We start from the raw sequence: 21141 nt of genomic DNA, 5'->3' as shown, positions 1-21141 counted from the left end.
AGGGCTGGGGTGAGGGACTGCATTGATTTCCCCTCAACCTAACCCTCTCCACAAGGGAGAGGATTTTGTAGGCCCGGTAAGCGTGAGCGCCACCGGGCAATAACGCTTACTTACGACCTGCCAGCAGTTCCAGAACTTCATCCACGCTGGTGGTATGGGCCAGACGTTCGATCACGGATTCATCATCCAGAGCGTTGGTCAGGCTGGTAATCACCTGGATGTGCTCGTTGTTACGCGCTGCGATACCAATAACCAGACGGGCAATATCGTCTTCTTCTTCACCGAAGCGAACGCCTTCCGGGTACTGGCAGAACACCACACCGGTTTTCAGCACGCGGTCTTTGGCTTCAACCGTACCGTGCGGTACTGCGATGGACTCACCCAGGTAAGTCGGGGTCAGTTTTTCGCGGTCCAGCATCGCCTCGACGTATTCTGGCTCAACGTAACCACCTTTCACCAGTTGCTCACCAGCAAAGCGAATCGCTTCTTCTTTGTTAGCCGCTTTACGGCCAAGGAAGATGTTCTCCGCACCCAGTTTGAACAGGTGGGTATCACCCTCTTCAAAGCTGTCTTTCAGGTGGTCGCGAACTTTCTCCTCGTTCACGTTGTGGCGCTGCGCAGCGACCAGACGTTCGGTCAGGTTGGAGTACAGACCGCTGTCGAGGAAGTTGGTCAGCGAAATGTGCTGTGCCTGAGGCACCTGGCGCATCGCGCGTTCGGTCAGGTCACGGTGGGTAATGACCAGATCCACATCCGGCGGCAGATTATTAATCGCGCTGTTAGTGACGGAAATCTGAGACAGCCCTGCATCCTGTACTTTCTTACGCAGTACGCCCGCACCCATAGCGCTGGAACCCATACCGGCATCGCAGGCAACGATGATTTTACGCACATGGCTCAGGTCGTTGGTGACGTCGCCAGCCGCCAGCGGGGATGCGCCTTTGGATTCCGCTTTCATGTCGTGCATTCGACGGGTTGCGGCATCAATGTCATCATCTTCTTTCACTTTGCTGGTTTTCAGCAGAATGGCTGAGACCACAAAGGAGACTGCCATAGCCGCACAGATAGCAGCGATGTTAGCGAAGTAAGCTCCCTTCGGTGTCATTGCCAGCACGGCCAGGATAGAACCCGGAGACGCCGGAGAAACCAGACCGCCGTTCAGGATAGTCAGGGTAAATACGCCAGTCATACCGCCGAGAATAACGGCCAGGATCAGGCGCGGGTTCATCAGCACGTACGGGAAGTAAATTTCGTGGATACCACCCAGGAAGTGGATGATAGCCGCGCCGCCTGCAGATTGCTTAGCGCTGCCGCGACCGAAGAACATGTACGCCAGCAGGACGCCCATACCCGGACCCGGGTTTGCTTCAATCAGGAAGAAGATGGATTTGCCCATCTCATGGGACTGCTGAATACCCAGCGGTGAGAAAATACCGTGGTTAATGGCGTTGTTGAGGAACAGGATTTTCGCCGGTTCAACGAAGATAGACGCCAGCGGCAGCATGTCATGGACAACCATGAAGTTAACGCCTGCCGCCAGAATTTTGGACAGTGCTTCAACCAATGGGCCAATGCCGAGGAATGCCAGAATGGCGAGGATCATACCGATGATGCCAGCGGAGAAGTTATTCACCAGCATCTCAAAACCGGATTTGATCTTACCGTCTACCCAGTTGTCGAAGTGTTTGATCGCCCAGCCGCCCAGTGGACCTGCAATCATCGCGCCGAGGAACATTGGCATGTCCGCACCGACGATAACGCCCATGGTGGTGATTGCACCAACTACGCCGCCACGCTCGCCGCCAACCAGTTTACCACCGGTATAACCGATCAGTAGCGGCAGCAGATAGGTGATCATCGGGCCGACCAGCTTCGCCAGCGTTTCGTTCGGCAACCACCCTGTCGGAATGAATAATGCGGTGATAATACCCCACGCGATAAACGCGCCGATATTTGGCATCACCATGTTGCTGAGGAATCGACCAAAGCTTTGCACCTTGATCTTAATATCGGATGACATAAAAACACCCCTTCTTATGTTTGCTATCACGCAGGCTGAAAGCCCGAGGTTTGTTAATGTAGCGGCAGGAGGTAGCCGGACCCTGTAGATACTGCGAAATCTGGCACTGAATCGTTCAACTGTCCAGTCGACGGCCTTTTATGTGACATTCGTCACGTAAATATAGGGTGTATGGCGTTAGTTAATGTGATTTTCATCACAAAATACCGGTACAAAAAAACATCGCAGTGCAATAATTCGCTGAAAATGAGGATTAAATGTGAAGTGATTCACATTTTTGCTTTCCTTGTTTGTTGGATTTTTGTGATGTGAATCGCAAAGTATTTTCATCTGAAATTTATCAGATGTGATCTGCGGCAGGTTCTACCCCCGACATTTTTTATTGCAAAACAAAGCAATTTCTCACCAGAAAAAATATTTATTTTGTGGTATGGCAAAAACCCTTAACTCCAGTTATGTTCAAAACATCAGCCAGGGTGCATACGGCTGCCGGCATAAAAAAACTCTAATTAGCGTGAATTCGAGGCAGGTATGTTTCTAAATTATTTCGCGTTGGGCGTGCTGATTTTCGTATTTCTGGTTCTGTTTTATGGAATCATCGCCATTCACGATATTCCCTATAACATGGCTAAAAAACGTAACCATCCCCATGCCGATGCCATCCATACTGCAGGATGGGTGAGCTTGTTCACTCTTCATGTTATTTGGCCGTTCCTGTGGATCTGGGCCACGCTCTACCAGCCTGAAAAGGGATGGGGAATGCAGTCACATATCACACCGACCGGAAAGGAGTCAGACCCTGAGATTGCCGCGCTGGCAGCGCGAATCACCCAGTTGGAAAAAAGACTGGATGGGGAGAAAAAAACCGATAACTCCACCTTTCCGGAGATTTAATCATGGATTTGTTGATAGTCCTGACCTATGTGGCCTTTGCCTGGTCCATCTTTAAAATATTCCGTATTCCGGTAAACCAATGGACGCTTGCTACCGCTGCATTAGGTGGGGTGTTCATTGTTGCGGGATTGATTTTATTAATGAACTATAACCACCCGTATACCTTTACGGCGCAAAAAGCGGTTATTTCAATTCCGGTCACTCCGCAAGTCACAGGAATTGTTAGTGAGGTAACGGATAAAAATAATCAGCTAATTAAAAAAGGCGATGTGCTGTTTAAGCTCGATCCGGTACGGTATCAGGCGCGTGTCGACAGGCTGCAGGCTGATCTGGTTACCGCTACGCACAACATCGACAACCTGAAAGCACAGTTGTCGGAAGCGGTCGCCAATACCACCCGTGTATCTGCTGAACGTGACCGTCTGTATAAAGATTATCAACGTTATTTGAAAGGCAGTCAGGCGAAGGTTAACCCGTTCTCTGAAAGCGATATCGATAACGCCCGGCAAAACTATCTGGCACAGGATGCGCTGGTCAAAGGCTCGGTTGCAGAACAGACGCAGATTCAGAGCCAATTAGACAGTATGGTCAACGGTGAGCAATCTCAGGTTGCGTCCCTACGTGCCCAGCTTGCCGAGGCTAAATACAATCTTGAACAGACGGTAGTTCGTGCCCCCAGCAACGGTTATGCCACGCAGATTTTAATTCGTCCGGGGACTTACGCAGCAGCATTACCTTTGCGTCCGGTAATGGTGTTTATTCCTGAACAAAAACGGCAAATCGTGGCGCAATTCCGCCAGAACTCGCTGCTGCGCCTTAAGCCGGGCGATGAAGCGGAAGTGGTGTTTAATGCGCTGCCTGGCCAGGTTTTCACCGGCAAGCTGACCAGTATTCTTCCGGTCGTTCCGGGCGGTTCTTATCAGGCGCAGGGCGCATTACAGTCCTTAACGGTGGTGCCGGGTACCGATGGCGTGCTGGCTACGATTGAGCTGGATCCGAATGCCGATGTGGATGCGCTGCCGGACGGTATCTATGCTCAGGTTGCAGTCTATTCCGACCATTTCGCCCACGTGTCGGTAATGCGTAAAGTACTGCTGCGCATGACCAGTTGGATGCATTACCTTTATTTGGATCATTGAGACTGCCATCACCTGCCATTTTCAGTGACCTGAGCCATACTAAGCGGTGTCCCACTATCGTTGGGCACCGCTTTTTTGTTGGCAAAAAGGACCCGGCATGAAACTCATTGGCAGCTATACCAGCCCTTTTGTGCGTAAAATTTCTATTCTGTTACTGGAAAAGGGCATCACCTTCGAATTTGTGAATGAACTCCCCTATAACGCGGATAGCGGCGTGGCGCGCTATAACCCGTTAGGTAAAGTACCCGCGTTGGTCACCGATGCGGGCGAGTATTGGTTTGATTCTCCTATCATCGCGGAATATATAGAGCTACTGGATATTGCACCAGCCATGCTGCCGCGTGATCCGCTGGCTGCGCTGAAGGTACGCCAGTTGGAAGCGTTGGCAGACGGCATTATGGATGCCGGTTTAGTTTCGGTGCGCGAACAGGCTCGCCCTGCCGCGCAGCAGTCAGAAACAGAATTGTTACGTCAGCGTGAGAAGATCACCCGTAGTCTGGATGTGCTGGAAGGCTATCTGGCGGATGGTACGCTGAAAACGGATACGGTTAACCTGGCAACCATTGCGATTGCCTGCGCCGTCGGTTATCTCAATTTCCGTCGGGTTGCGCCCGGCTGGTGTGTTGACCGACCCCGTCTGGTCAAACTGGTGGAAACGCTCTTTCAACGCGAGAGTTTTGCCCGCACGGAACCGCCAAAGGCTTGATGCGTATTATGTCCGCCTGAGCAAAGTCACGGTACAATCCTTCCTATATCGATATCCCTCTCCACGGTGGAGAGGGCCACCAACAGCCAGGCCCTTTCATGACAACCGACATGCGTTCACTCTACAGCCAGCTTCCTGCTATCGATCGTTTATTGCGCGATAGCGCCTTCCCAGCCTTACGTGAATCTCACGGCCATACCCGGGTGGTTGACCTGCTGCGTCACATGCTCGACGAAGCCAGAGAAGCTATTCGCGACACGCACGCGCTCCCGGCATGGTGTGAGGACTGGGCACAAGAAGCCAGCGCCCGGCTGGAACGAGAATCGCAAAGCGCGCTACGCCCGGTGATTAACCTGACCGGAACGGTGCTGCATACCAACCTTGGGCGCGCGTCGCAGGCCGAAGAAGCAATTGAAGCGGTGGTACAGGCGATGCGCACGCCGGTGACGCTGGAATACAGTCTGGATGATGCCGGGCGGGGACATCGGGATCGGGCCCTGGCGGATTTACTCTGCCGTCTGACGGGGGCGGAAGACGCCTGTATCGTCAATAACAATGCGGCAGCTGTTCTGCTGATGCTGGCCGCCACGGCGAACGGCAAAGAGGTGGTTGTGTCTCGCGGCGAGCTGGTGGAAATTGGCGGCGCGTTTCGTATTCCGGACGTCATGTGTCAGGCCGGATGCATTCTACGCGAGGTGGGGACCACCAACCGGACCCATGCGAAAGATTACCGCCAGGCGGTGAATGAAAACACCGGTCTGCTGATGAAAGTGCATACCAGTAATTACAGCATTGAAGGCTTCACAAAGTCGGTGGATGAGGCGGAGCTGGCCGTAATTGGCCAGGAGCTGGATGTACCGGTGGTGGCGGATCTGGGCAGTGGTTCGCTGGTCGATCTCAGCCAGTATGGTTTGCCGCAGGAGCCGATGCCGCAGCAACTGATTGCCGCTGGCGTCAGTCTGGTGAGTTTCTCCGGCGATAAACTGCTGGGCGGGCCGCAGGCTGGGATAATTGTCGGTAAAAAAGAGATGATCGCTCGTTTGCAGAGCCATCCGCTGAAACGCGCATTACGGGCAGATAAAATGACACTGGCTGCGCTGGAAGCGACGCTACGGCTCTATCTGCACCCGGAAGCACTGGCGGAGAAGTTGCCGACGTTGCGCCAGCTCACCCGCTCACAAGAAGCGATCCACGCGCAGGCACAGCAATTACAGGCACAGCTTGCAGAGCATTACGGTGATGAGTTCGCCCTGAATGTGATGCCTTGCCTGTCGCAGATTGGCAGCGGCTCACTACCTGTTGATAGGCTGCCCAGCGCGGCGCTAACCTTTACCCCACATGACGGGCGCGGGAGCCGCCTTGAAGCGTTGGCAACCCGTTGGCGTACGCTGCCCGTGCCGGTTATTGGGCGAATTTATGATGGCCGCTTATGGCTGGATCTGCGCTGCCTTGAAGACGAGACCCGGTTTATGGAGATGATGCTGAAATGATTATTGCAACCGCCGGACACGTTGACCACGGAAAAACAACGTTATTACAGGCGATTACCGGTGTGAATGCCGACCGTCTGCCGGAAGAAAAAAAGCGCGGCATGACCATCGATCTCGGCTATGCCTACTGGCCGCAGCCGGATGGGCGGGTGCTGGGGTTTATCGACGTTCCTGGACACGAAAAGTTTCTGTCCAACATGTTGGCGGGGGTCGGCGGCATCGATCACGCGTTACTGGTGGTGGCGTGTGATGATGGCGTAATGGCGCAAACCCGTGAGCATTTGCAAATTCTGCAGCTGACGGGCAATCCGCAGATCACCGTGGCACTCACGAAAGCCGACCGCGTAGACGAAGCAAGAATTGAAGAGGTGCGTGCGGAGATTCAGGCCACGCTGGGGAATTATGGTTTCGCGGAGTCGGTGCTTTTCGTCACTGCGGCCAGTGAAGGCCGTGGCATCGAGGAACTGCGTGACCATTTGTTGCAATTAACGTCGCGCGAGCATGCCCGCGAACACAGCTTCCGCCTGGCGATTGACCGTGCCTTTACGGTCAAAGGCGCAGGGCTGGTAGTGACCGGGACGGCGCTCAGCGGTGAAGTGAATGTCGGTGACACGCTGTGGCTCACGGGAGTCAACAAACCGATGCGCGTACGTAGCCTGCATGCACAAAATCAGGCCACCGACCGCGCGCAAGCGGGACAACGTATTGCGCTGAATATTGCCGGCGATGCGCAAAAAGAAGAACTAAACCGCGGCGACTGGCTGCTTTCCGATGCGCCGCCAGAGGCTTTTACCCGCGTGATTGTTTCTTTAGAACATGCTGCGCCGCTGATGCAGTGGCAACCGTTGCATATTCACCACGCGGCCAGCCATGTCACCGGGCGCATCTCTCTGCTTGAAGGAACGCTGGCGGAACTGGTGTTTGATACACCACTCTGGCTTGCTGATAACGACCGTCTGGTGCTGCGTGATATTTCTGCCCGCACAACGCTGGCAGGTGCACGTGTTGTGACGCTTAATCCGCCGCGACGCGGAAAGCGTAAGCCGGAATATTTACAGTGGCTGTCGGCGCTGGAAAACGCGGAGACTGACGGTGACGCTCTGGCGCTGCACCTGGCGCGTGGGGCGGTGAATATTCCTGACTTTGCCTGGGCGCGTCAGCTCAATGGCAACGGTATGCGTCCGTTGATTGAGCAGCATGGATTTATTCAGGCGGGATACAGCCTGTTGAATGCCCCCGTTGCCGCGCGCTGGCAGCGGAAAGTTCTCGATACGCTGGCGACCTACCATGAGCAGCACCGTGATGAACCAGGGCCCGGGCGCGAGCGCCTGCGCCGTATGGCTTTGCCGATGGAAGACGAAGCGCTGGTATTGCTGCTAATTGAAAAGATGCGCGAGAGTGGCGCTATTCATAGCCATCATGGCTGGTTGCATTTGCCGGAACATAAGGCGGGTTTCAGCGATGAGCAGTTGGCAATCTGGCAAAAAGTAGAACCGCTTTTTGGCGATGAGCCGTGGTGGGTGCGCGATTTGGCAAAACAGACGGGAACGGATGAACAGATGATGCGTGTGGCGTTACGACAAGCGGCACAGCAAGGCATCATTACCGCGATCGTGAAAGATCGTTATTACCGTAACGATCGGATTGTGGCCTTTGCCAATATGATCCGCGAACTGGATCAGGAAAGGGGATCGACATGTGCCGCCGATTTTCGCGACAGGCTTAACGTTGGGCGCAAATTGGCTATCCAAATTCTGGAATATTTTGACCGCATTGGTTTTACTCGCCGTCGGGGAAATGATCATTTATTACGCGATGCGTTGCTGTTCCCTGAAAAATAATGAAACAATTAATTCATGGATTAAATGAATTAATACAAAATAGATGTTGATTGAAATAAGCACATTAGATTATGAACCTAATGTGCTTTTTAATTGTAAGTGTTATTAAAATAACAACCACGATCATATTTTGTTGGAAATTTCACTCGTATGCTTCCTACCTCTTTAGAGTAATTAAGGATCGTACAATGGCTGCTTCAACATTTTTTATTCCTTCCGTGAATGTAATCGGCGCTGACGCATTAAAAGACGCAATGAATACAATGGCGGAATATGGTTTTCGCCGTACGCTGATTGTTACGGATGCCATGCTGACGAAATTAGGTATGGCTGGCGATATTCAAAAAGCGCTACAGGAACATGATATTTCCAGCGTAATTTACGATGGTACGCATCCTAACCCCACGACCAGTAACGTTGCTGCTGGCCTGAAAATGCTGAAAGAAAATGACTGTGATAGCGTTATTTCTCTCGGCGGCGGCTCTCCTCACGATTGTGCGAAGGGCATTGCGCTGGTGGCGGCTAACGGTGGCGATATTCGTGACTACGAAGGCGTAGACCGCTCTGCAAAACCGCAGCTGCCGATGATCGCCATCAACACCACGGCGGGTACGGCATCTGAAATGACCCGCTTCTGCATCATCACTGATGAAGTACGCCACATTAAAATGGCGATTGTGGATAAGCATGTTACACCGCTGCTGTCCGTCAATGACTCCTCGCTGATGGTCGGTATGCCGAAGTCTCTGACGGCGGCTACCGGTATGGATGCGCTGACTCACGCTATCGAAGCCTATGTTTCTATTGCTGCGACCCCCATTACCGATGCGTGCGCGCTTAAAGCTGTCACCATGATTGCGGAAAACCTGCCGGTCGCCGTGGAAGAGGGCGGCAATGCTCAGGCGCGCGAAGCCATGGCCTATGCGCAGTTCCTCGCAGGCATGGCCTTTAACAATGCCTCTCTTGGCTACGTGCATGCGATGGCGCACCAGTTGGGTGGCTTCTACGATCTGCCACACGGAGTATGTAATGCCGTACTGCTGCCGCACGTACAGGTATTTAATAGCAAAGTTGCTGCCGCTCGCCTGCGCGATTGCGCCTCGGCAATGGGTGTGAACGTTGCTGGTCTGAGCGAAGAGCAAGGGGCAGAAGCCTGCATCGCGGCGATCCGCGAACTGGCGCAGAAAGTGAATATTCCGGCTGGGCTGCGTGAGCTGAACGTGAAAGAAGAAGATTTTGCCGTTCTGGCGACTAATGCCCTGAAAGATGCCTGTGGTTTCACTAACCCGATTCAGGCGACACATGAAGAAATCATGGCGATTTATCGTGCTGCCATGTAATTCGTGATACCTGTCGTAAAGCAGTAAAAGGCTGGCGAATAATTCGCCAGCCCCGTCTACCCTTGTAGTACCCCTACAGCAAGGAGACGGTCATGACCAATAACCCCCCTTCAACGCGTATTTATCCCGGCGAGTATGGTTACCCTCTGAAGTTAAAAGCCCGATACGATAACTTTATCGGCGGTGACTGGATCGCACCGGTGGACGGTGAGTATTACCAAAACCTGACGCCGGTAACCGGGCAATTACTGTGCGAAGTGGCCTCTTCCGGCAAAAAGGACATCGATTTGGCACTGGATGCCGCGCACAAAGCAAAAGACAAATGGGCGCAGACTTCCGTGCAGGACAGGGCGGCGATTTTGTTCAAAATTGCCGATCGTATGGAGCAAAATCTGGAGCTGCTGGCGACGGCTGAAACCTGGGATAACGGTAAACCCATCCGTGAAACCAGCGCGGCAGATGTGCCGCTGGCGATTGATCATTTCCGCTATTTCGCGTCCTGTATTCGTGCACAGGAAGGGGGAATAAGCGAAGTTGATAGCGATACCGTGGCGTATCACTTCCATGAACCTCTTGGCGTGGTGGGGCAAATTATCCCGTGGAACTTCCCGCTGTTGATGGCCAGTTGGAAGATGGCGCCCGCCCTGGCTGCCGGTAACTGTGTCGTGCTTAAACCTGCGCGTCTGACGCCGCTGTCCGTGTTGTTGCTGATGGAAGTTGTCGGCGATCTGCTCCCGCCTGGCGTGGTGAACGTGGTAAACGGCGCGGGAGGGGAAATCGGTGAGTATCTGGCGACGTCAAAACGCATTGCAAAAGTGGCGTTTACCGGCTCAACGGAAGTTGGGCAGCAGATCATGCAGTACGCCACGCAGAACATTATCCCTGTCACGCTGGAGCTGGGCGGGAAATCCCCCAATATCTTCTTCGCGGACGTGATGGATGAAGAAGATGCGTTCTTTGACAAAGCGCTGGAAGGTTTTGCATTGTTTGCCTTCAACCAGGGCGAAGTATGTACCTGCCCGAGTCGGGCGCTGGTACAAGAATCCATTTACGAACGTTTTATGGAAAGAGCCATACGTCGGGTGGAAAGTATCCGTAGCGGCAACCCGTTAGACAGCGTGACGCAAATGGGCGCGCAGGTGTCGCATGGTCAACTGGAAACCATTCTGAATTACATCGACATTGGTAAAAAAGAAGGGGCAGATGTTCTCACCGGCGGGCGGCGCAAGCAGCTGGATGGCGAGTTAAAAGAGGGGTACTACCTCGAACCGACTATTCTGTTTGGTAAGAACAACATGCGGGTTTTCCAGGAGGAGATCTTCGGACCGGTGCTGGCTGTCACGACGTTTAAAACCATGGAGGAAGCGCTGGAAATCGCTAATGACACCCAATATGGGCTTGGCGCTGGTGTCTGGAGTCGAAACGGAAATCTGGCTTACAAAATGGGGCGTGGGATTCAGGCGGGGCGAGTTTGGACCAACTGTTACCATGCTTACCCGGCGCATGCGGCGTTCGGCGGCTACAAGCAGTCGGGTATCGGGCGCGAGACGCATAAGATGATGCTTGAGCATTATCAGCAAACCAAATGCCTGTTAGTGAGCTACTCTGATAAACCACTGGGGCTGTTTTAATTTCACGTCACCTACTGCCCGGTCGCGTTTAGCGTACCGGGCATCAAGTTATGTCCTCAGGTAAGTGGCTGGGGTGAACGAACGCAGCCAACAAAGAAGCAGCTCGAAAGACGACGGGTATATATAAACCCATATATCGTTATATAAATAAGATAATTGCATCCAATCTGGTCATTCCAATACTATTATCAACTCTATTGTTTAAATCAAATTGCATCCGAATTCCTTAATTTAAATCCCTGAGGCAAATATGTTCCTTAATTATTTTGCATTAGGAGTGCTTATTTTTGTATTCCTGGTCATTTTTTACGGGATTATTATTCTGCATGATATTCCCTATCTAATTGCAAAGAAACGTAACCATCCTCATGCCGACGCAATACATGTTGCGGGTTGGGTTAGTTTGTTTACCTTACATGTTATTTGGCCCTTTTTATGGATCTGGGCAACGCTTTATCGCCCGGAACGCGGGTGGGGCATGCAGAGCGCGGATTCTTCCCTGATCCAGCTTCAGGCAAGGGTTGCGGATCTGGAAAAGAAACTGGGTGAGGCCAAGACCTCTCCGGCGGAGTAATATCGATGGATTTACTGATTGTTCTGACCTATGTGGCGTGCGCATGGTCAATATTTAAAATTTTTAAAATTCCTGTAAATAAATGGACAGTTCCTACCGCGGCATTAGGCGGTATATTCATTGTTTGCGGACTTATATTACTGATGAATTATAACCATCCGTATACATTTAAGGCACAAAAAGCGGTAATTTCTATTCCCGTGGTGCCGCAGGTAACGGGTGTAGTGACAGAAGTGACGGATAAGAAGAATACGCTAATCAAAAAAGGCGAGGTTCTGTTTAAGCTTAATCCAGGGCGTTATCAGGCGCGGGTCGATCGCCTGAAGGCTGATATTGTTACCGCACAGCATAAAGAGCAGGCTCTGGTTGCGCAGTTAGACGAAATGAAAGCCAACACGCAGCGGGCAAAGGCCACGCGTGACAAACTGGCAAAAGATTACCAGCGCTATGCGCAGGGGAGTCAGGCGAAGGTGAATCCTTTTTCTGAACGCGATATCGATGCGGCGCGCCAAAACTACCTGGCGCAGGAAGCCTCGGTGAAATCCTCCGTTGCAGAACAACAGCAAATTCAGAGCCAGTTGGACAGCCTGGTACTGGGTGAGAATTCGCAAATTGCCAGCCTGAAAGCACAGCTAGCGGAAGCAGAGTTCAACCTGGACCAGACCGTGGTTCGCGCGCCCAGCGATGGTTACGTCACTCAGGTGCTGATGCGCCCAGGAACCTATGCCGCCGCGCTGCCGATGCGTCCGGTCATGGTATTCATCCCGGATCAGAAACGACAAATTATCGCCCAGTTCCGTCAAAACTCGCTGTTGCGACTGGAACCAGGTGATGAAGCTGAAGTGGTGTTTAACGCCCTGCCGGGTAAGGTGTTTAGCGGTAAACTGGCCGCCATTAGTCCGGCGGTACCGGGTGGTACATACCAGTCGAACGGGGCACTGCAATCTTTAAACTCTACGCCTGGTTCGGAAGGGGTAATCGCCACGATTGAGCTGAACGATAATGCGGATGTGAACGCATTACCTGATGGGATCTACGCGCAGGTCGCCGTTTACTCTGACCACTTCGAACATGTGTCGGTCATGCGCAAGGTGTTGCTGCGGATGACCAGTTGGGTGCATTACCTGTATCTCGACCACTAAGCGCAGGCTATTTCGCTTACTCAGGCTGTCGTATCGCCTGAGCAAGTTGCTGACGTATCTCCGCGAGCATTGCATCGAGAATATACTGCACTCGCCAGGGCTGGTATTCACGCTTGCGGAAAATCGCCACTAAATCCAGCCACCATTCATGTTGTTCTGAGAAACACGGGACCAGCATCTCGGAACGACAATCTTTTTGCACACTTTCATTTGGCGCAAAAACAATCCCCAAATGGTTACGCGCCAGCGCCAGTGCCGATTGTGTATTGTCGCAGATGTAATTTCCCGTCACACGATAGTCGCGCATCTTTTTGTCTTCAGCAGAATTGAATCGCCAAATGTTGGCATCATCAATCATCATAGAATCAATTAGAATGCAGGAATGGTTAACTAATTCATCAGGACTACTAATAGGATTCTTGGTGAGATATTCCCGACTGGCAAAAGCAATAACCGCATATTTAGTGATAAAACTGGCGACCAGTGATTCATCTTTAGGATGAGCATAGGAAAGTAAAATATCACAATCGTCAGGAAAGTCGACGCCTTCATAAAATGCTTTGCGATCCAGGTTATAGGTTTTTAGCACCAGACTGATATCGCCAATATCCATAATTTTTGCAATAACATGTTGCGATAAGTAAGCAATAATTCCGGTTGGTGCATATACCGTTACTTTTCCACGTTTCTCGTGCTTATAATCAGCAATGAAATTATTTAACTGATCATTTCTGTCTAACATGTCATTGATGTAAGGAAGTAACGCTATACCAAACGGCGTGAGGGTCAGTTGTCGGGTGGTGCGGTCAAATACCTTTAGCCCAACTTTTGATTCAAAATCAGCAAGATACTTACTTACATTGGCCTGAGCAATGCCGAGAACAGTAGCGGCATGGCTGATATTTTCACTGGCAGCAATTACCGAAATAATCTTCAGTTCCCGGTGTTTAAGTTGTAATTTATTCATCGCCAAGCCCAATATATATAATTTTATATATATTACTATATAAATATGAACCTTGCACCGATGAAATTGTAAGCATTATTATGCACCCGCTTTGTAGCTTATTTTAAAATGGAATGTTGGCATGTTAATTAAACACAATATTGTGGCGCTGCTCGCCTTTTCTTTTATGGCGAGTGCAACTGCCGCAGAATTTTCTATTGGCGCTGGCGCTGTATATAATGAATCACCTTATCGCGGGTATAATGATAATGTTCACGCAGTACCGCTTGTCAGTTATGAAAGTGAATCATTTTATTTTAGGCAAACAACGCTAGGTTATATTTTGTCTAAGAGTGAAAGTAATGAATTTAGTATTACTGCCTCTTATATGCCGCTTGAGTTTGATCCCGGCGACAATGACGATCACGCGATGAAAACGCTGGATAAGCGTGACGCAACGGCAATGGCGGGTGCCGCGTGGTATCACCATGAAAGATGGGGTAGCGTGAAAGTCTCCGCTGCTGCGGATGTGCTGGACAACAGTAATGGCTGGGTAGGGGAAGTTTCACTGTTCCGTCCAATGCCGATGGGCAAGCTGACGCTGACGCCATCAATTGGCGTGCTCTACTATGACGAAAAATTCAATGAATACTACTACGGCATTTCGGGTAATGAGTCCCGTCGTAGTGGCTTATCAAGCTATTCCCCAGGCGATAGCTGGACACCGTATGTTGGCCTGTCCGCTAAATACGCATTAACCACTAACCTGACGCTGCTGGCAAGCGCCAACTATAGCGCACTGCCGGATGACATTAAAAATAGTCCGATGGTTGATCGTGATGACAGCTTCACCTTTATGTCCGGTCTGACCTGGCGTTTCTGATTCTCACCCGTTTGTCCTCAGGGAGGAGGGCAATCTTTTCATGAGACATTGACGGATGGGGGCTAACCGCCGCCATCCGCCTTATTATTACTGCTCGTTTATCCAGATACGCATTTCGCCTTCACCACGGTTCGCCCAGCTAAACCACGGAATAAACGTCAACGTATGCGCCTGGCGCGAAGCTGGGGAAACATCGTAGTGCCACAACGATTGTTGTGCTGCATCGGCAGTACTTTGCTTCACGCCTTCAGCCTGAATTAACATTTTATGGCTGAACAATCCCTTACCCTCGAATACTCTGAACTCACTCTCTTTTGGCAACCACAGGTTATGCAATTCCTCACCGTTATCGGCCTGCTCCAGGCAATACACCAGCGGTCCACGCTGAATGGCGACCTTACCGGCGACATGACGCACTAATGGATTTCCGTATACCCGACGCACCGGCATTGGCAGGGTCAGACTGAGCGTATCGCCTTCCTGCCAGGTTCGGCTGATGTGCAAATATCCTTTACGAATATCCTGCTCAACTGGCTGACCATTCAGTAAAACCTGCGGTGCGGTGCACCAGTCTGGCAGGCGCAGGGCCAGGGTGTGATATATCGACTGCGGTGATTCGATGGCGATTTTCACCTGCTCATGCCATGGATAATCCCCGCTAATGCGCAGCTTGAGCGAGCCATCCGCCACGGGGACTTCCATGCTATTGCCCACGTACATATTGATATACAGCGCGTCCTGACGTGGTGTGTAGATGTAATGACCAATAGAGGTGAGTACGCGGGCGATATTCGGCGGGCAACAGGCGCAGCCAAACCAGCGCTGACGAACGGGTTTCACGTGGTCATAAATATGATTGAATTTTAATGATTTAGGATGCACTTCCAGCGGGTTCACATAGAAGAAGTGCTTGCCATCGAGCGCCATCCCGCCCAATACGGTGTTATACAGGGCGCGCTCCATCACGTCGGCATACTGGCTGTCTGCCTCCATCTCCAGCATTCTGCGGGCGAACATCATTAGACCGATTGAGGCGCAGCTTTCCGCATACACGGAGTCGTTAGGCAGATCGTAATCGCTGCTAAACGCCTCTCCGCTGCTTTGTGAACCGATCCCGCCGGTAATGTACAACTGACGCTGGGCCATGTTTTTCCACAGACGCAGGCAATCCTGACGCTTGCCTTCGTCCTGACTCAAGCGTGCCAGATGCGCCACGCCGGTCATCAGATAAACAAAACGTACTGCATGACCGATCGCCGTTTGCTGTTCTGAAATGGGCTGATGAGCCTGGCTATAGGGTTTGTCTTTCACCATCCATGCCGGGCCGTAAGTATGCCAGTAAGAGGTTTGGCCGCGCTTTTCGTACTCTTCGTCATAGAAATGGGGTTGCGCGCCGCGCTGCTCCACAAAGTAATTTACCAGCGCCATGTAGCGTGGTTGTTGGGTCACTTCGTATAAGCGCATTAACGCCAGCTCAACTTCCGGGTGTCCCGGATAGCCGCGCAGTTGATTCTCTCCAAGCCCGAAAACGTTATCGATGTGGTCCGCCAGACGGCACACTACGTCTAAAAGACGACGTTTTCCCGTCGCCTGAAAGAACGCGACGCCTGCTTCGATCAAATGACCTGCACAGTACAACTCATGACACTCGGCGAGGTTAGTCCAGCGTTCATCCGGGGCTTTCACTGTAAAGTATGTATTGAGATAGCCGTCTTCACACTGCGCAGCGGCCACCAACTCGATGACCTCATCTGCGGTTTTCTCAAGTTCCGCATCAGGTTTCTGGCACAGGGACCAGGCGACTGCCTCCAGCCATTTCGCTACGTCGCTATCCTGAAAAACCATGCCGTAAAATTCGCCATCCTGCAGTCCTGCGGCGATACGAAAGTTCTCTATCGCATGACTTGGTTCCGCCTCTGCAATGCGGTCATTCAGCGCATCCCACTGGTAGGGGATCACTACATCACGGACCAACTGTTGGTATTGTCCGAGGAACGGATCGCTGACGGTGAGCTTATGCAGGTCGACTTCCAGTACGTTCATTTCGTGCTCCTTAAGGCTGTACATGACGCAGACGCAGATCGGTGGCAATGCGCGACATCATCGGATTATTGAGTTTGCAGATGCGGATAGACAGCGCCAACAGCAGGTGGAACAGCGCGGGAAGCAGCGTCTCCATCGCGGTAATTCCTTGCAGCGAACTGGCGGTTTGGTTACCAGCGCCTGGCTGATAGGCGACAAAAATAAATAACAGGCTGATGATCCCCGCGCTTGAGGCCCAGGCCAGCTTGATGAAAAACAGGTTGAAGGCGAAATTCATGCCGGAAGAACGCACGCCGGTTTTCCACTCGCCGTAATCGTCGGCAAAGGCCATCAGCGAGAAGTGCAGAGGCAGCGTAAAGCCCAGAATAATGCCGTTGCCGAGAATAACCGCCAGCCATAATGTTTGATAAGCCGGACCGGTCGGCAGGAACCACATCATCACTGCCAGGGCTGCCAGCACCAGGTTGGTGTAGTAATAGAGTTTGACGGTATCTATACGGCGGGTCAGCGGGCTGACAACCACTGAACCGATGATGGACGCAAAGGTCACCATGGTGAAAAACAGCGACGTGTAAGCGGTACTGCCTTCCAGCACGTAGGTAATGAAATACATGTACCCGCCGCCACGAATATTGAAGACGTTAATCAGCAGGAAAGACATCACCAGCATTAGCAGCAACTGGTCATTTTTGCGTAGCCCACCAATGTGTTCACGCAGGGTAAATTTCCCCATCATCGCCAGCGGCACACGCTCGCGAACCCAGAAGAAGCAGCACAGGAACATCACCACAGCGATGGCGCACAGGATGCCCACGCCGAACTGATAACCCTGCGCGACATTGCCCTGACCCAGAATATCCACCATCCACGGCAGACCAACGGAGACAAGGAATCCCGCCACGCCGCACAGCACAAAGCGCCAGGACTGACAGGCGATCACCTCGTTATGGCGGGTCGTCATGGTGTTGATCAGCGCACAATACGGTACGTTGATGGCGGTATAGCCGACAGAGAGCAGTAGATAGGTGCCGAATGCCCAGGCGATTTTTACGCTCATGCTGGCGTCAGGGACGGTAAACGTGAGTACGCCAATGATGCCAATGGGAATTGCCACCCACAGCTGCCATGGGCGAAAACGCCCCCAGCGGCTTTGCGTGCGGTCGGCAAGTATGCCCATTATCGGATCGGAAATGGCATCAAATACGCGCAGGGCGATAAACAATGTGCCGACCAGCGCGGGCGTTAACCCGAAGACATCGGTGTAGAAAAATGTCAGGAAGTTCATGATCAGACAGGTAATTACCGTCCCGCCAGCATCGCCTAACCCATAACCTATTTTTTCACGCAGGGATAATTTGTCGTCCTGGGCACGCTGTGCCAAATCAGATGTCGTAATCGGAGCCGAAGTCATAAATAACTCCCGGAGAGGATGTTCAGAAAGTATCCCGCTACGTTGCGGGTTATTTGTTTGTAATTTGCAAAGTACGTTATTTATTCTGCACGAAATGTTTGGGTCAACAAGGGAAGAGAAAAGTATAAAAAGATGACAATTCCGACTTCATTATAAAAATGTGATTTCGATCCAGCGAAAAGCAAGTTTATCGTGAATAATCAATAATAAAGAGCAGTTTAAATAATGCAAAAAGCGGGAATTTGAATATATATGCTCGAATTATCCATGTCTCTTCCGATTAAAGTGCAAAATGGTGGGCTATTTATTTCCCGAGGTGTGGGAAGCCATCCGGCGCGGCAATTGCAATCCTGGGAAATCATCTTTGTCGAAAAAGGGACATTAATGATTCGCGAAGGTCAGACCGTTTTTTGCGTGAATGCTGGAGAAAGTTTGCTGTTATGGCCGCAGCGTTCGCATATTGGTGTGGGACAGTTTCCGGCTGATTTAAAATTTTACTGGCTACACTTTGAGGTGACAGCAGAAAACGATGCTTCACTTACAGAACCGTTGCTTGCGATTCCTCAGCATGCCCGGGTTAGCGAGCCACAATATATTATTTCGCTGTTTCGCCAGTTCTTACGTGAGCAGGAAAATATTCATCGCAGCGTTGCGCTGGAACTGATCCTACTGCTGATTTTGCAGCAAATCTCCGCGGCGGCTAGTGAGCAACCCGCAGATAGCCCCGGTAATGCGCTGGCATGGAAAGCGCAACAAATAATCCACACCCAGTTCCATCTGCCGATTAGTGCTTCAACTCTGGCGAAAGAGCTGCATTGCAATGCGGATTATCTGGGGCGTGTATTCCGTAGCGCTTTCCGGCTGACGCTAACTGAAGCATTGCATCGTCAGCGGGTAAGGGCAGCGGAAAAGTTGTTGATCAGTGACTCGCTGTCACTTACCGAAGTGGCGATTAAATGTGGATTTAATGATGTGGGTTACTTTCGCAAAATCTTTCGTAAGCATACCAGCCTGACGCCTGCGGCGTGGAAAAGGCGCTACTGCAAAGAGCATATTAATTCGGCGTAAATGAGGATCGCCGGGTGGCGCTATGCTTACCCGGCCTACAAAATTGCAGGCAATCCCCAAAGTCGTTCAGGCACCTGACAGTATTTAACCGTTTCCCCTGTCCGATCAAAGCGTCAGGGGCGGTCTCTCTGGCACTCTGTGGTTTTCACGCAGAGGGAGGGGGCAATGAACGCGTTTATTATGGCGGATGCGGCAAAATGTATTGGGTGTCGTACCTGCGAAGTTGCCTGCGTCGTCGCGCATCAGCAAAATCAGGACTGTGCTTCGGTCTCTTCTTCTGCGTTTATACCGCGGATTCGGGTCATCAAAGACGACGCCTTTACCACGGCGGTCGCCTGCCATCAATGCGAAGACGCTCCCTGTGCGAATGTTTGTCCAACTCACGCCATTCGTCGTGAACATGGGCATATCTTCGTTGAACAGGCACGTTGTATTGGTTGTAAAAGCTGTATGCTGGCCTGCCCGTTTGGGGCAATGAATGTCGTTGCCCGTTCGTCGCGGGCGCAGGCGATAAAATGCGATTTGTGCTGGCATCGCGAGACGGGGCCCGCGTGTGTCGAGGCCTGCCCGACCAGCGCGTTGCAGTGTATTGATGCCGTCAGTATTCAGCGACAGCGCCTGCGTTCACAGCCGCTGTGAAGTGAGCCCGACCCGCACCTGGGTCGGGTTTGCGTTAGCCTTCCAGCCAGGCGCGTTCGATCTCTTCCGCCAGAATCTTCACGCCAGCTTCGATTTTCTCCGGCTCTGGCACGTAGTTCATCCGCATGCACTGATGGGTATGCGGCCAGGGTTTATCCAGCCCCGGGAAGAAGTAGTCACCAGGAACCATCAGTACGCCGCGCGCTTTCAGGCGCTGATACAACAGTTCGGTGGTGATCGGTAAATCTTTGAACCATAGCCACAGGAAAATCGCGCCTTCAGGTTTATGGATAAGGCAGCGATCTTCCGACAAGTAGCGGCGAATAATCGCAATCGTCTCCTGAACGCGCTGATAGTAAAACGGCTTGATAACCGTTTCGGACAGGCGCAGCAGATCGTTACGTTTAATCATCTCGCACATCATCGCCGGTCCCATCCCGCCAGGTGCAAGGCTGATGATGCCGTTCATATTGGTAATCGCAGTGATGATTTTTTCATTCGCGATAATGATACCGCAGCGGGAGCCTGGCAGACCCAGCTTGGAAAGGCTCATGCACAACACAATGTTGGGGTTCCACAGTGGGCGTGCTTCGCTAAAGATGATGCCAGGGAATGGTACGCCATAGGCGTTATCAATCACCAGTGGGATCCCATGCTGGTTGGCCAGCCGGTCCAGCTTCATCAGCTCGTCGTCGGTGATCACGTTGCCTGTCGGGTTAGTGGGGCGCGACACGCAGATCATGCCCGTTTCTTCACCGATGTGCAGGTGTTCAAAATCAACGTGATACTTAAACTGGCCTTCCGGTAGCAGCTCAATGTTCGGACGTGCTGAGACGAAGAGATCTTCTTCCAGCCCGGAATCGGCATAGCCAATGTATTCCGGCGCTAACGGGAATAACACTTTTTGCGTTGTTCCGTCAGCGCGGCGTCCGGCGAACAAATTGAATAAGTAGAAAAACGCGCTCTGACTGCCATTTGTCAGTGCAATATTTTGTGGCTCGATATCCCAACCCTGTTTCTCACGTAGCAGTTTCGCCAGTTCAGACAGTAGCTCGGTTTTCCCTTGCGGACCGTCATAATTGCAAAGCGCATCAGTGGCTTTGCCGTTTGCCAGCATATCTGTCAGCAGAGACTGGAAGTAATTTTGCATCTCTGGAATTTGCGCCGGATTACCACCGCCGAGCATGATGGCGCCTGGGGTGCGTAAACCGTCGTTGAGGTCCTCCATCAGGCGGGTGATGCCTGAATGGCGGGTAAATTTGTCGCCAAAAAGTGAGAATGTCATAGCAGGGGGTCTGTCGAACTGAGTAGTAAAGTGGCTAACCATAGCGCTACCTATGGCAGGGTGCAAATCAGGGGGAACGAGCTGGATTG

General features: G+C 51.8%; 17 protein-coding genes. 12 read left to right on the top strand and 5 right to left on the bottom strand.

The genetic code is table 11. From position 1 onward, the window contains the following. Positions 1 to 106 precede the first annotated feature (106 nt). Positions 107 to 2020, bottom strand: a complete 1914-nt coding sequence (gene mtlA, locus BZK40_RS06225; RefSeq protein WP_008786455.1) for a PTS mannitol transporter subunit IICBA — start codon at positions 2018 to 2020, stop codon at positions 107 to 109. A gap of 531 nt (positions 2021 to 2551) precedes the next feature. On the opposite strand from mtlA, the gene BZK40_RS06215 reads away from it, so the two are divergent. The 9 genes from BZK40_RS06215 (at position 2552) to BZK40_RS06175 (ending at position 12777) form a co-directional block, all read left to right on the top strand. Then, positions 2552 to 2914, top strand: coding sequence for a DUF3302 domain-containing protein (locus BZK40_RS06215; protein ID WP_003827338.1), 363 nt, complete (start codon positions 2552 to 2554; stop codon positions 2912 to 2914). Positions 2915 to 2916: 2 nt separating this feature from the next. Continuing rightward, entirely contained in the window at positions 2917 to 4053 is a 1137-nt protein-coding gene (locus tag BZK40_RS06210; RefSeq protein WP_079934342.1) for an HlyD family secretion protein, read from the top strand. Positions 4054 to 4150: 97 nt separating this feature from the next. Continuing rightward, positions 4151 to 4759 carry a glutathione S-transferase gene (locus BZK40_RS06205; protein WP_008786453.1) on the top strand — a complete coding sequence of 203 codons (609 nt, stop codon included), beginning with the start codon at positions 4151 to 4153 and terminating at the stop codon, positions 4757 to 4759. Between the two features lie 98 nt (positions 4760 to 4857). After that, positions 4858 to 6249: an L-seryl-tRNA(Sec) selenium transferase gene (selA, locus tag BZK40_RS06200; protein WP_079934341.1), complete on the top strand. Its 1392-nt coding sequence runs from the start codon at positions 4858 to 4860 to the stop codon at positions 6247 to 6249. Continuing rightward, entirely contained in the window at positions 6246 to 8090 is a 1845-nt protein-coding gene (gene selB / locus BZK40_RS06195; RefSeq protein ID WP_079934340.1) for a selenocysteine-specific translation elongation factor, read from the top strand. Before selA ends, selB begins: the two co-directional genes overlap by 4 nt. 188 nt (positions 8091 to 8278) lie before the next feature. Continuing rightward, a complete protein-coding gene (yiaY, locus tag BZK40_RS06190; protein WP_008786450.1) occupies positions 8279 to 9430 on the top strand; it encodes an L-threonine dehydrogenase in 1152 nt (383 codons plus the stop codon). Positions 9431 to 9522: 92 nt separating this feature from the next. Beyond that, positions 9523 to 11061: an aldehyde dehydrogenase AldB gene (aldB, locus tag BZK40_RS06185; protein ID WP_008786449.1), complete on the top strand. Its 1539-nt coding sequence runs from the start codon at positions 9523 to 9525 to the stop codon at positions 11059 to 11061. Between the two features lie 250 nt (positions 11062 to 11311). After that, the gene (locus BZK40_RS06180; RefSeq protein ID WP_003024200.1) at positions 11312 to 11635 is read left to right on the top strand and encodes a DUF3302 domain-containing protein; all 324 of its coding nucleotides are present in this window, start codon (positions 11312 to 11314) and stop codon (positions 11633 to 11635) included. A 5-nt stretch (positions 11636 to 11640) separates the two neighbouring features. Continuing rightward, positions 11641 to 12777: an HlyD family secretion protein gene (locus BZK40_RS06175; protein WP_003827345.1), complete on the top strand. Its 1137-nt coding sequence runs from the start codon at positions 11641 to 11643 to the stop codon at positions 12775 to 12777. A 16-nt stretch (positions 12778 to 12793) separates the two neighbouring features. Here BZK40_RS06175 and BZK40_RS06170 read toward each other — a convergent pair whose 3' ends face one another. Further along, the gene (locus BZK40_RS06170) at positions 12794 to 13744 is read right to left on the bottom strand and encodes a LysR family transcriptional regulator (RefSeq protein WP_079934339.1); all 951 of its coding nucleotides are present in this window, start codon (positions 13742 to 13744) and stop codon (positions 12794 to 12796) included. 121 nt (positions 13745 to 13865) lie between these two features. Between BZK40_RS06170 and BZK40_RS06165 the strand changes: the two genes are divergently transcribed. Next, a complete protein-coding gene (locus BZK40_RS06165) occupies positions 13866 to 14606 on the top strand; it encodes a MipA/OmpV family protein (protein ID WP_032945338.1) in 741 nt (246 codons plus the stop codon). An 87-nt stretch (positions 14607 to 14693) separates the two neighbouring features. Here the strand turns inward: BZK40_RS06165 and BZK40_RS06160 are convergent, their stop codons facing one another. After that, entirely contained in the window at positions 14694 to 16649 is a 1956-nt protein-coding gene (locus BZK40_RS06160) for a glycoside hydrolase family 127 protein (protein ID WP_079934338.1), read from the bottom strand. A gap of 10 nt (positions 16650 to 16659) precedes the next feature. After that, complete coding sequence (locus BZK40_RS06155) at positions 16660 to 18060, bottom strand: MFS transporter (RefSeq protein WP_079934337.1); 1401 nt, start codon at positions 18058 to 18060, stop codon at positions 16660 to 16662. A 252-nt stretch (positions 18061 to 18312) separates the two neighbouring features. On the opposite strand from BZK40_RS06155, the gene BZK40_RS06150 reads away from it, so the two are divergent. Both BZK40_RS06150 and BZK40_RS06145 read left to right on the top strand, forming a co-directional pair. Beyond that, positions 18313 to 19128, top strand: coding sequence for a helix-turn-helix domain-containing protein (locus tag BZK40_RS06150; protein ID WP_079934336.1), 816 nt, complete (start codon positions 18313 to 18315; stop codon positions 19126 to 19128). Positions 19129 to 19293: 165 nt separating this feature from the next. Then, on the top strand, positions 19294 to 19767 hold the full coding sequence (locus tag BZK40_RS06145) for a 4Fe-4S dicluster domain-containing protein (RefSeq protein WP_048227301.1): 474 nt from the start codon (positions 19294 to 19296) through the stop codon (positions 19765 to 19767). A 34-nt stretch (positions 19768 to 19801) separates the two neighbouring features. Here BZK40_RS06145 and avtA read toward each other — a convergent pair whose 3' ends face one another. Next, positions 19802 to 21052: a valine--pyruvate transaminase gene (gene avtA / locus BZK40_RS06140; RefSeq protein WP_003837697.1), complete on the bottom strand. Its 1251-nt coding sequence runs from the start codon at positions 21050 to 21052 to the stop codon at positions 19802 to 19804. Positions 21053 to 21141: the final 89 nt, after the last annotated feature.

Source organism: Citrobacter portucalensis, assembly GCF_002042885.1.
GTDB classification, from domain to species: domain Bacteria; phylum Pseudomonadota; class Gammaproteobacteria; order Enterobacterales; family Enterobacteriaceae; genus Citrobacter; species Citrobacter portucalensis.
Note: the sequence above shows the minus strand (reverse complement) of the source record. Positions and strands in the feature narration are given on the sequence as shown.

Bases quoted from the DNA above. Each gene is read 5' to 3' on its own strand.
- BZK40_RS06180 (WP_003024200.1), top strand. From the start codon at position 11,312: ATGTTCCTTAATTATTTTGCATTAGGAGTGCTTATTTTTGTATTCCTG.
- BZK40_RS06210 (WP_079934342.1), top strand. From the start codon at position 2,917: ATGGATTTGTTGATAGTCCTGACCTATGTGGCCTTTGCCTGGTCCATC.
- BZK40_RS06145 (WP_048227301.1), top strand. From the start codon at position 19,294: ATGAACGCGTTTATTATGGCGGATGCGGCAAAATGTATTGGGTGTCGT.
- BZK40_RS06160 (WP_079934338.1), bottom strand. From the start codon at position 16,649: ATGAACGTACTGGAAGTCGACCTGCATAAGCTCACCGTCAGCGATCCG.
- avtA (WP_003837697.1), bottom strand. From the start codon at position 21,052: ATGACATTCTCACTTTTTGGCGACAAATTTACCCGCCATTCAGGCATC.
- BZK40_RS06205 (WP_008786453.1), top strand. From the start codon at position 4,151: ATGAAACTCATTGGCAGCTATACCAGCCCTTTTGTGCGTAAAATTTCT.
- BZK40_RS06170 (WP_079934339.1), bottom strand. From the start codon at position 13,744: ATGAATAAATTACAACTTAAACACCGGGAACTGAAGATTATTTCGGTA.
- mtlA (WP_008786455.1), bottom strand. From the start codon at position 2,020: ATGTCATCCGATATTAAGATCAAGGTGCAAAGCTTTGGTCGATTCCTC.
- BZK40_RS06215 (WP_003827338.1), top strand. From the start codon at position 2,552: ATGTTTCTAAATTATTTCGCGTTGGGCGTGCTGATTTTCGTATTTCTG.
- selB (WP_079934340.1), top strand. From the start codon at position 6,246: ATGATTATTGCAACCGCCGGACACGTTGACCACGGAAAAACAACGTTA.
- BZK40_RS06155 (WP_079934337.1), bottom strand. From the start codon at position 18,060: ATGACTTCGGCTCCGATTACGACATCTGATTTGGCACAGCGTGCCCAG.
- selA (WP_079934341.1), top strand. From the start codon at position 4,858: ATGACAACCGACATGCGTTCACTCTACAGCCAGCTTCCTGCTATCGAT.
- BZK40_RS06175 (WP_003827345.1), top strand. From the start codon at position 11,641: ATGGATTTACTGATTGTTCTGACCTATGTGGCGTGCGCATGGTCAATA.
- BZK40_RS06150 (WP_079934336.1), top strand. From the start codon at position 18,313: ATGCTCGAATTATCCATGTCTCTTCCGATTAAAGTGCAAAATGGTGGG.
- BZK40_RS06165 (WP_032945338.1), top strand. From the start codon at position 13,866: ATGTTAATTAAACACAATATTGTGGCGCTGCTCGCCTTTTCTTTTATG.
- yiaY (WP_008786450.1), top strand. From the start codon at position 8,279: ATGGCTGCTTCAACATTTTTTATTCCTTCCGTGAATGTAATCGGCGCT.
- aldB (WP_008786449.1), top strand. From the start codon at position 9,523: ATGACCAATAACCCCCCTTCAACGCGTATTTATCCCGGCGAGTATGGT.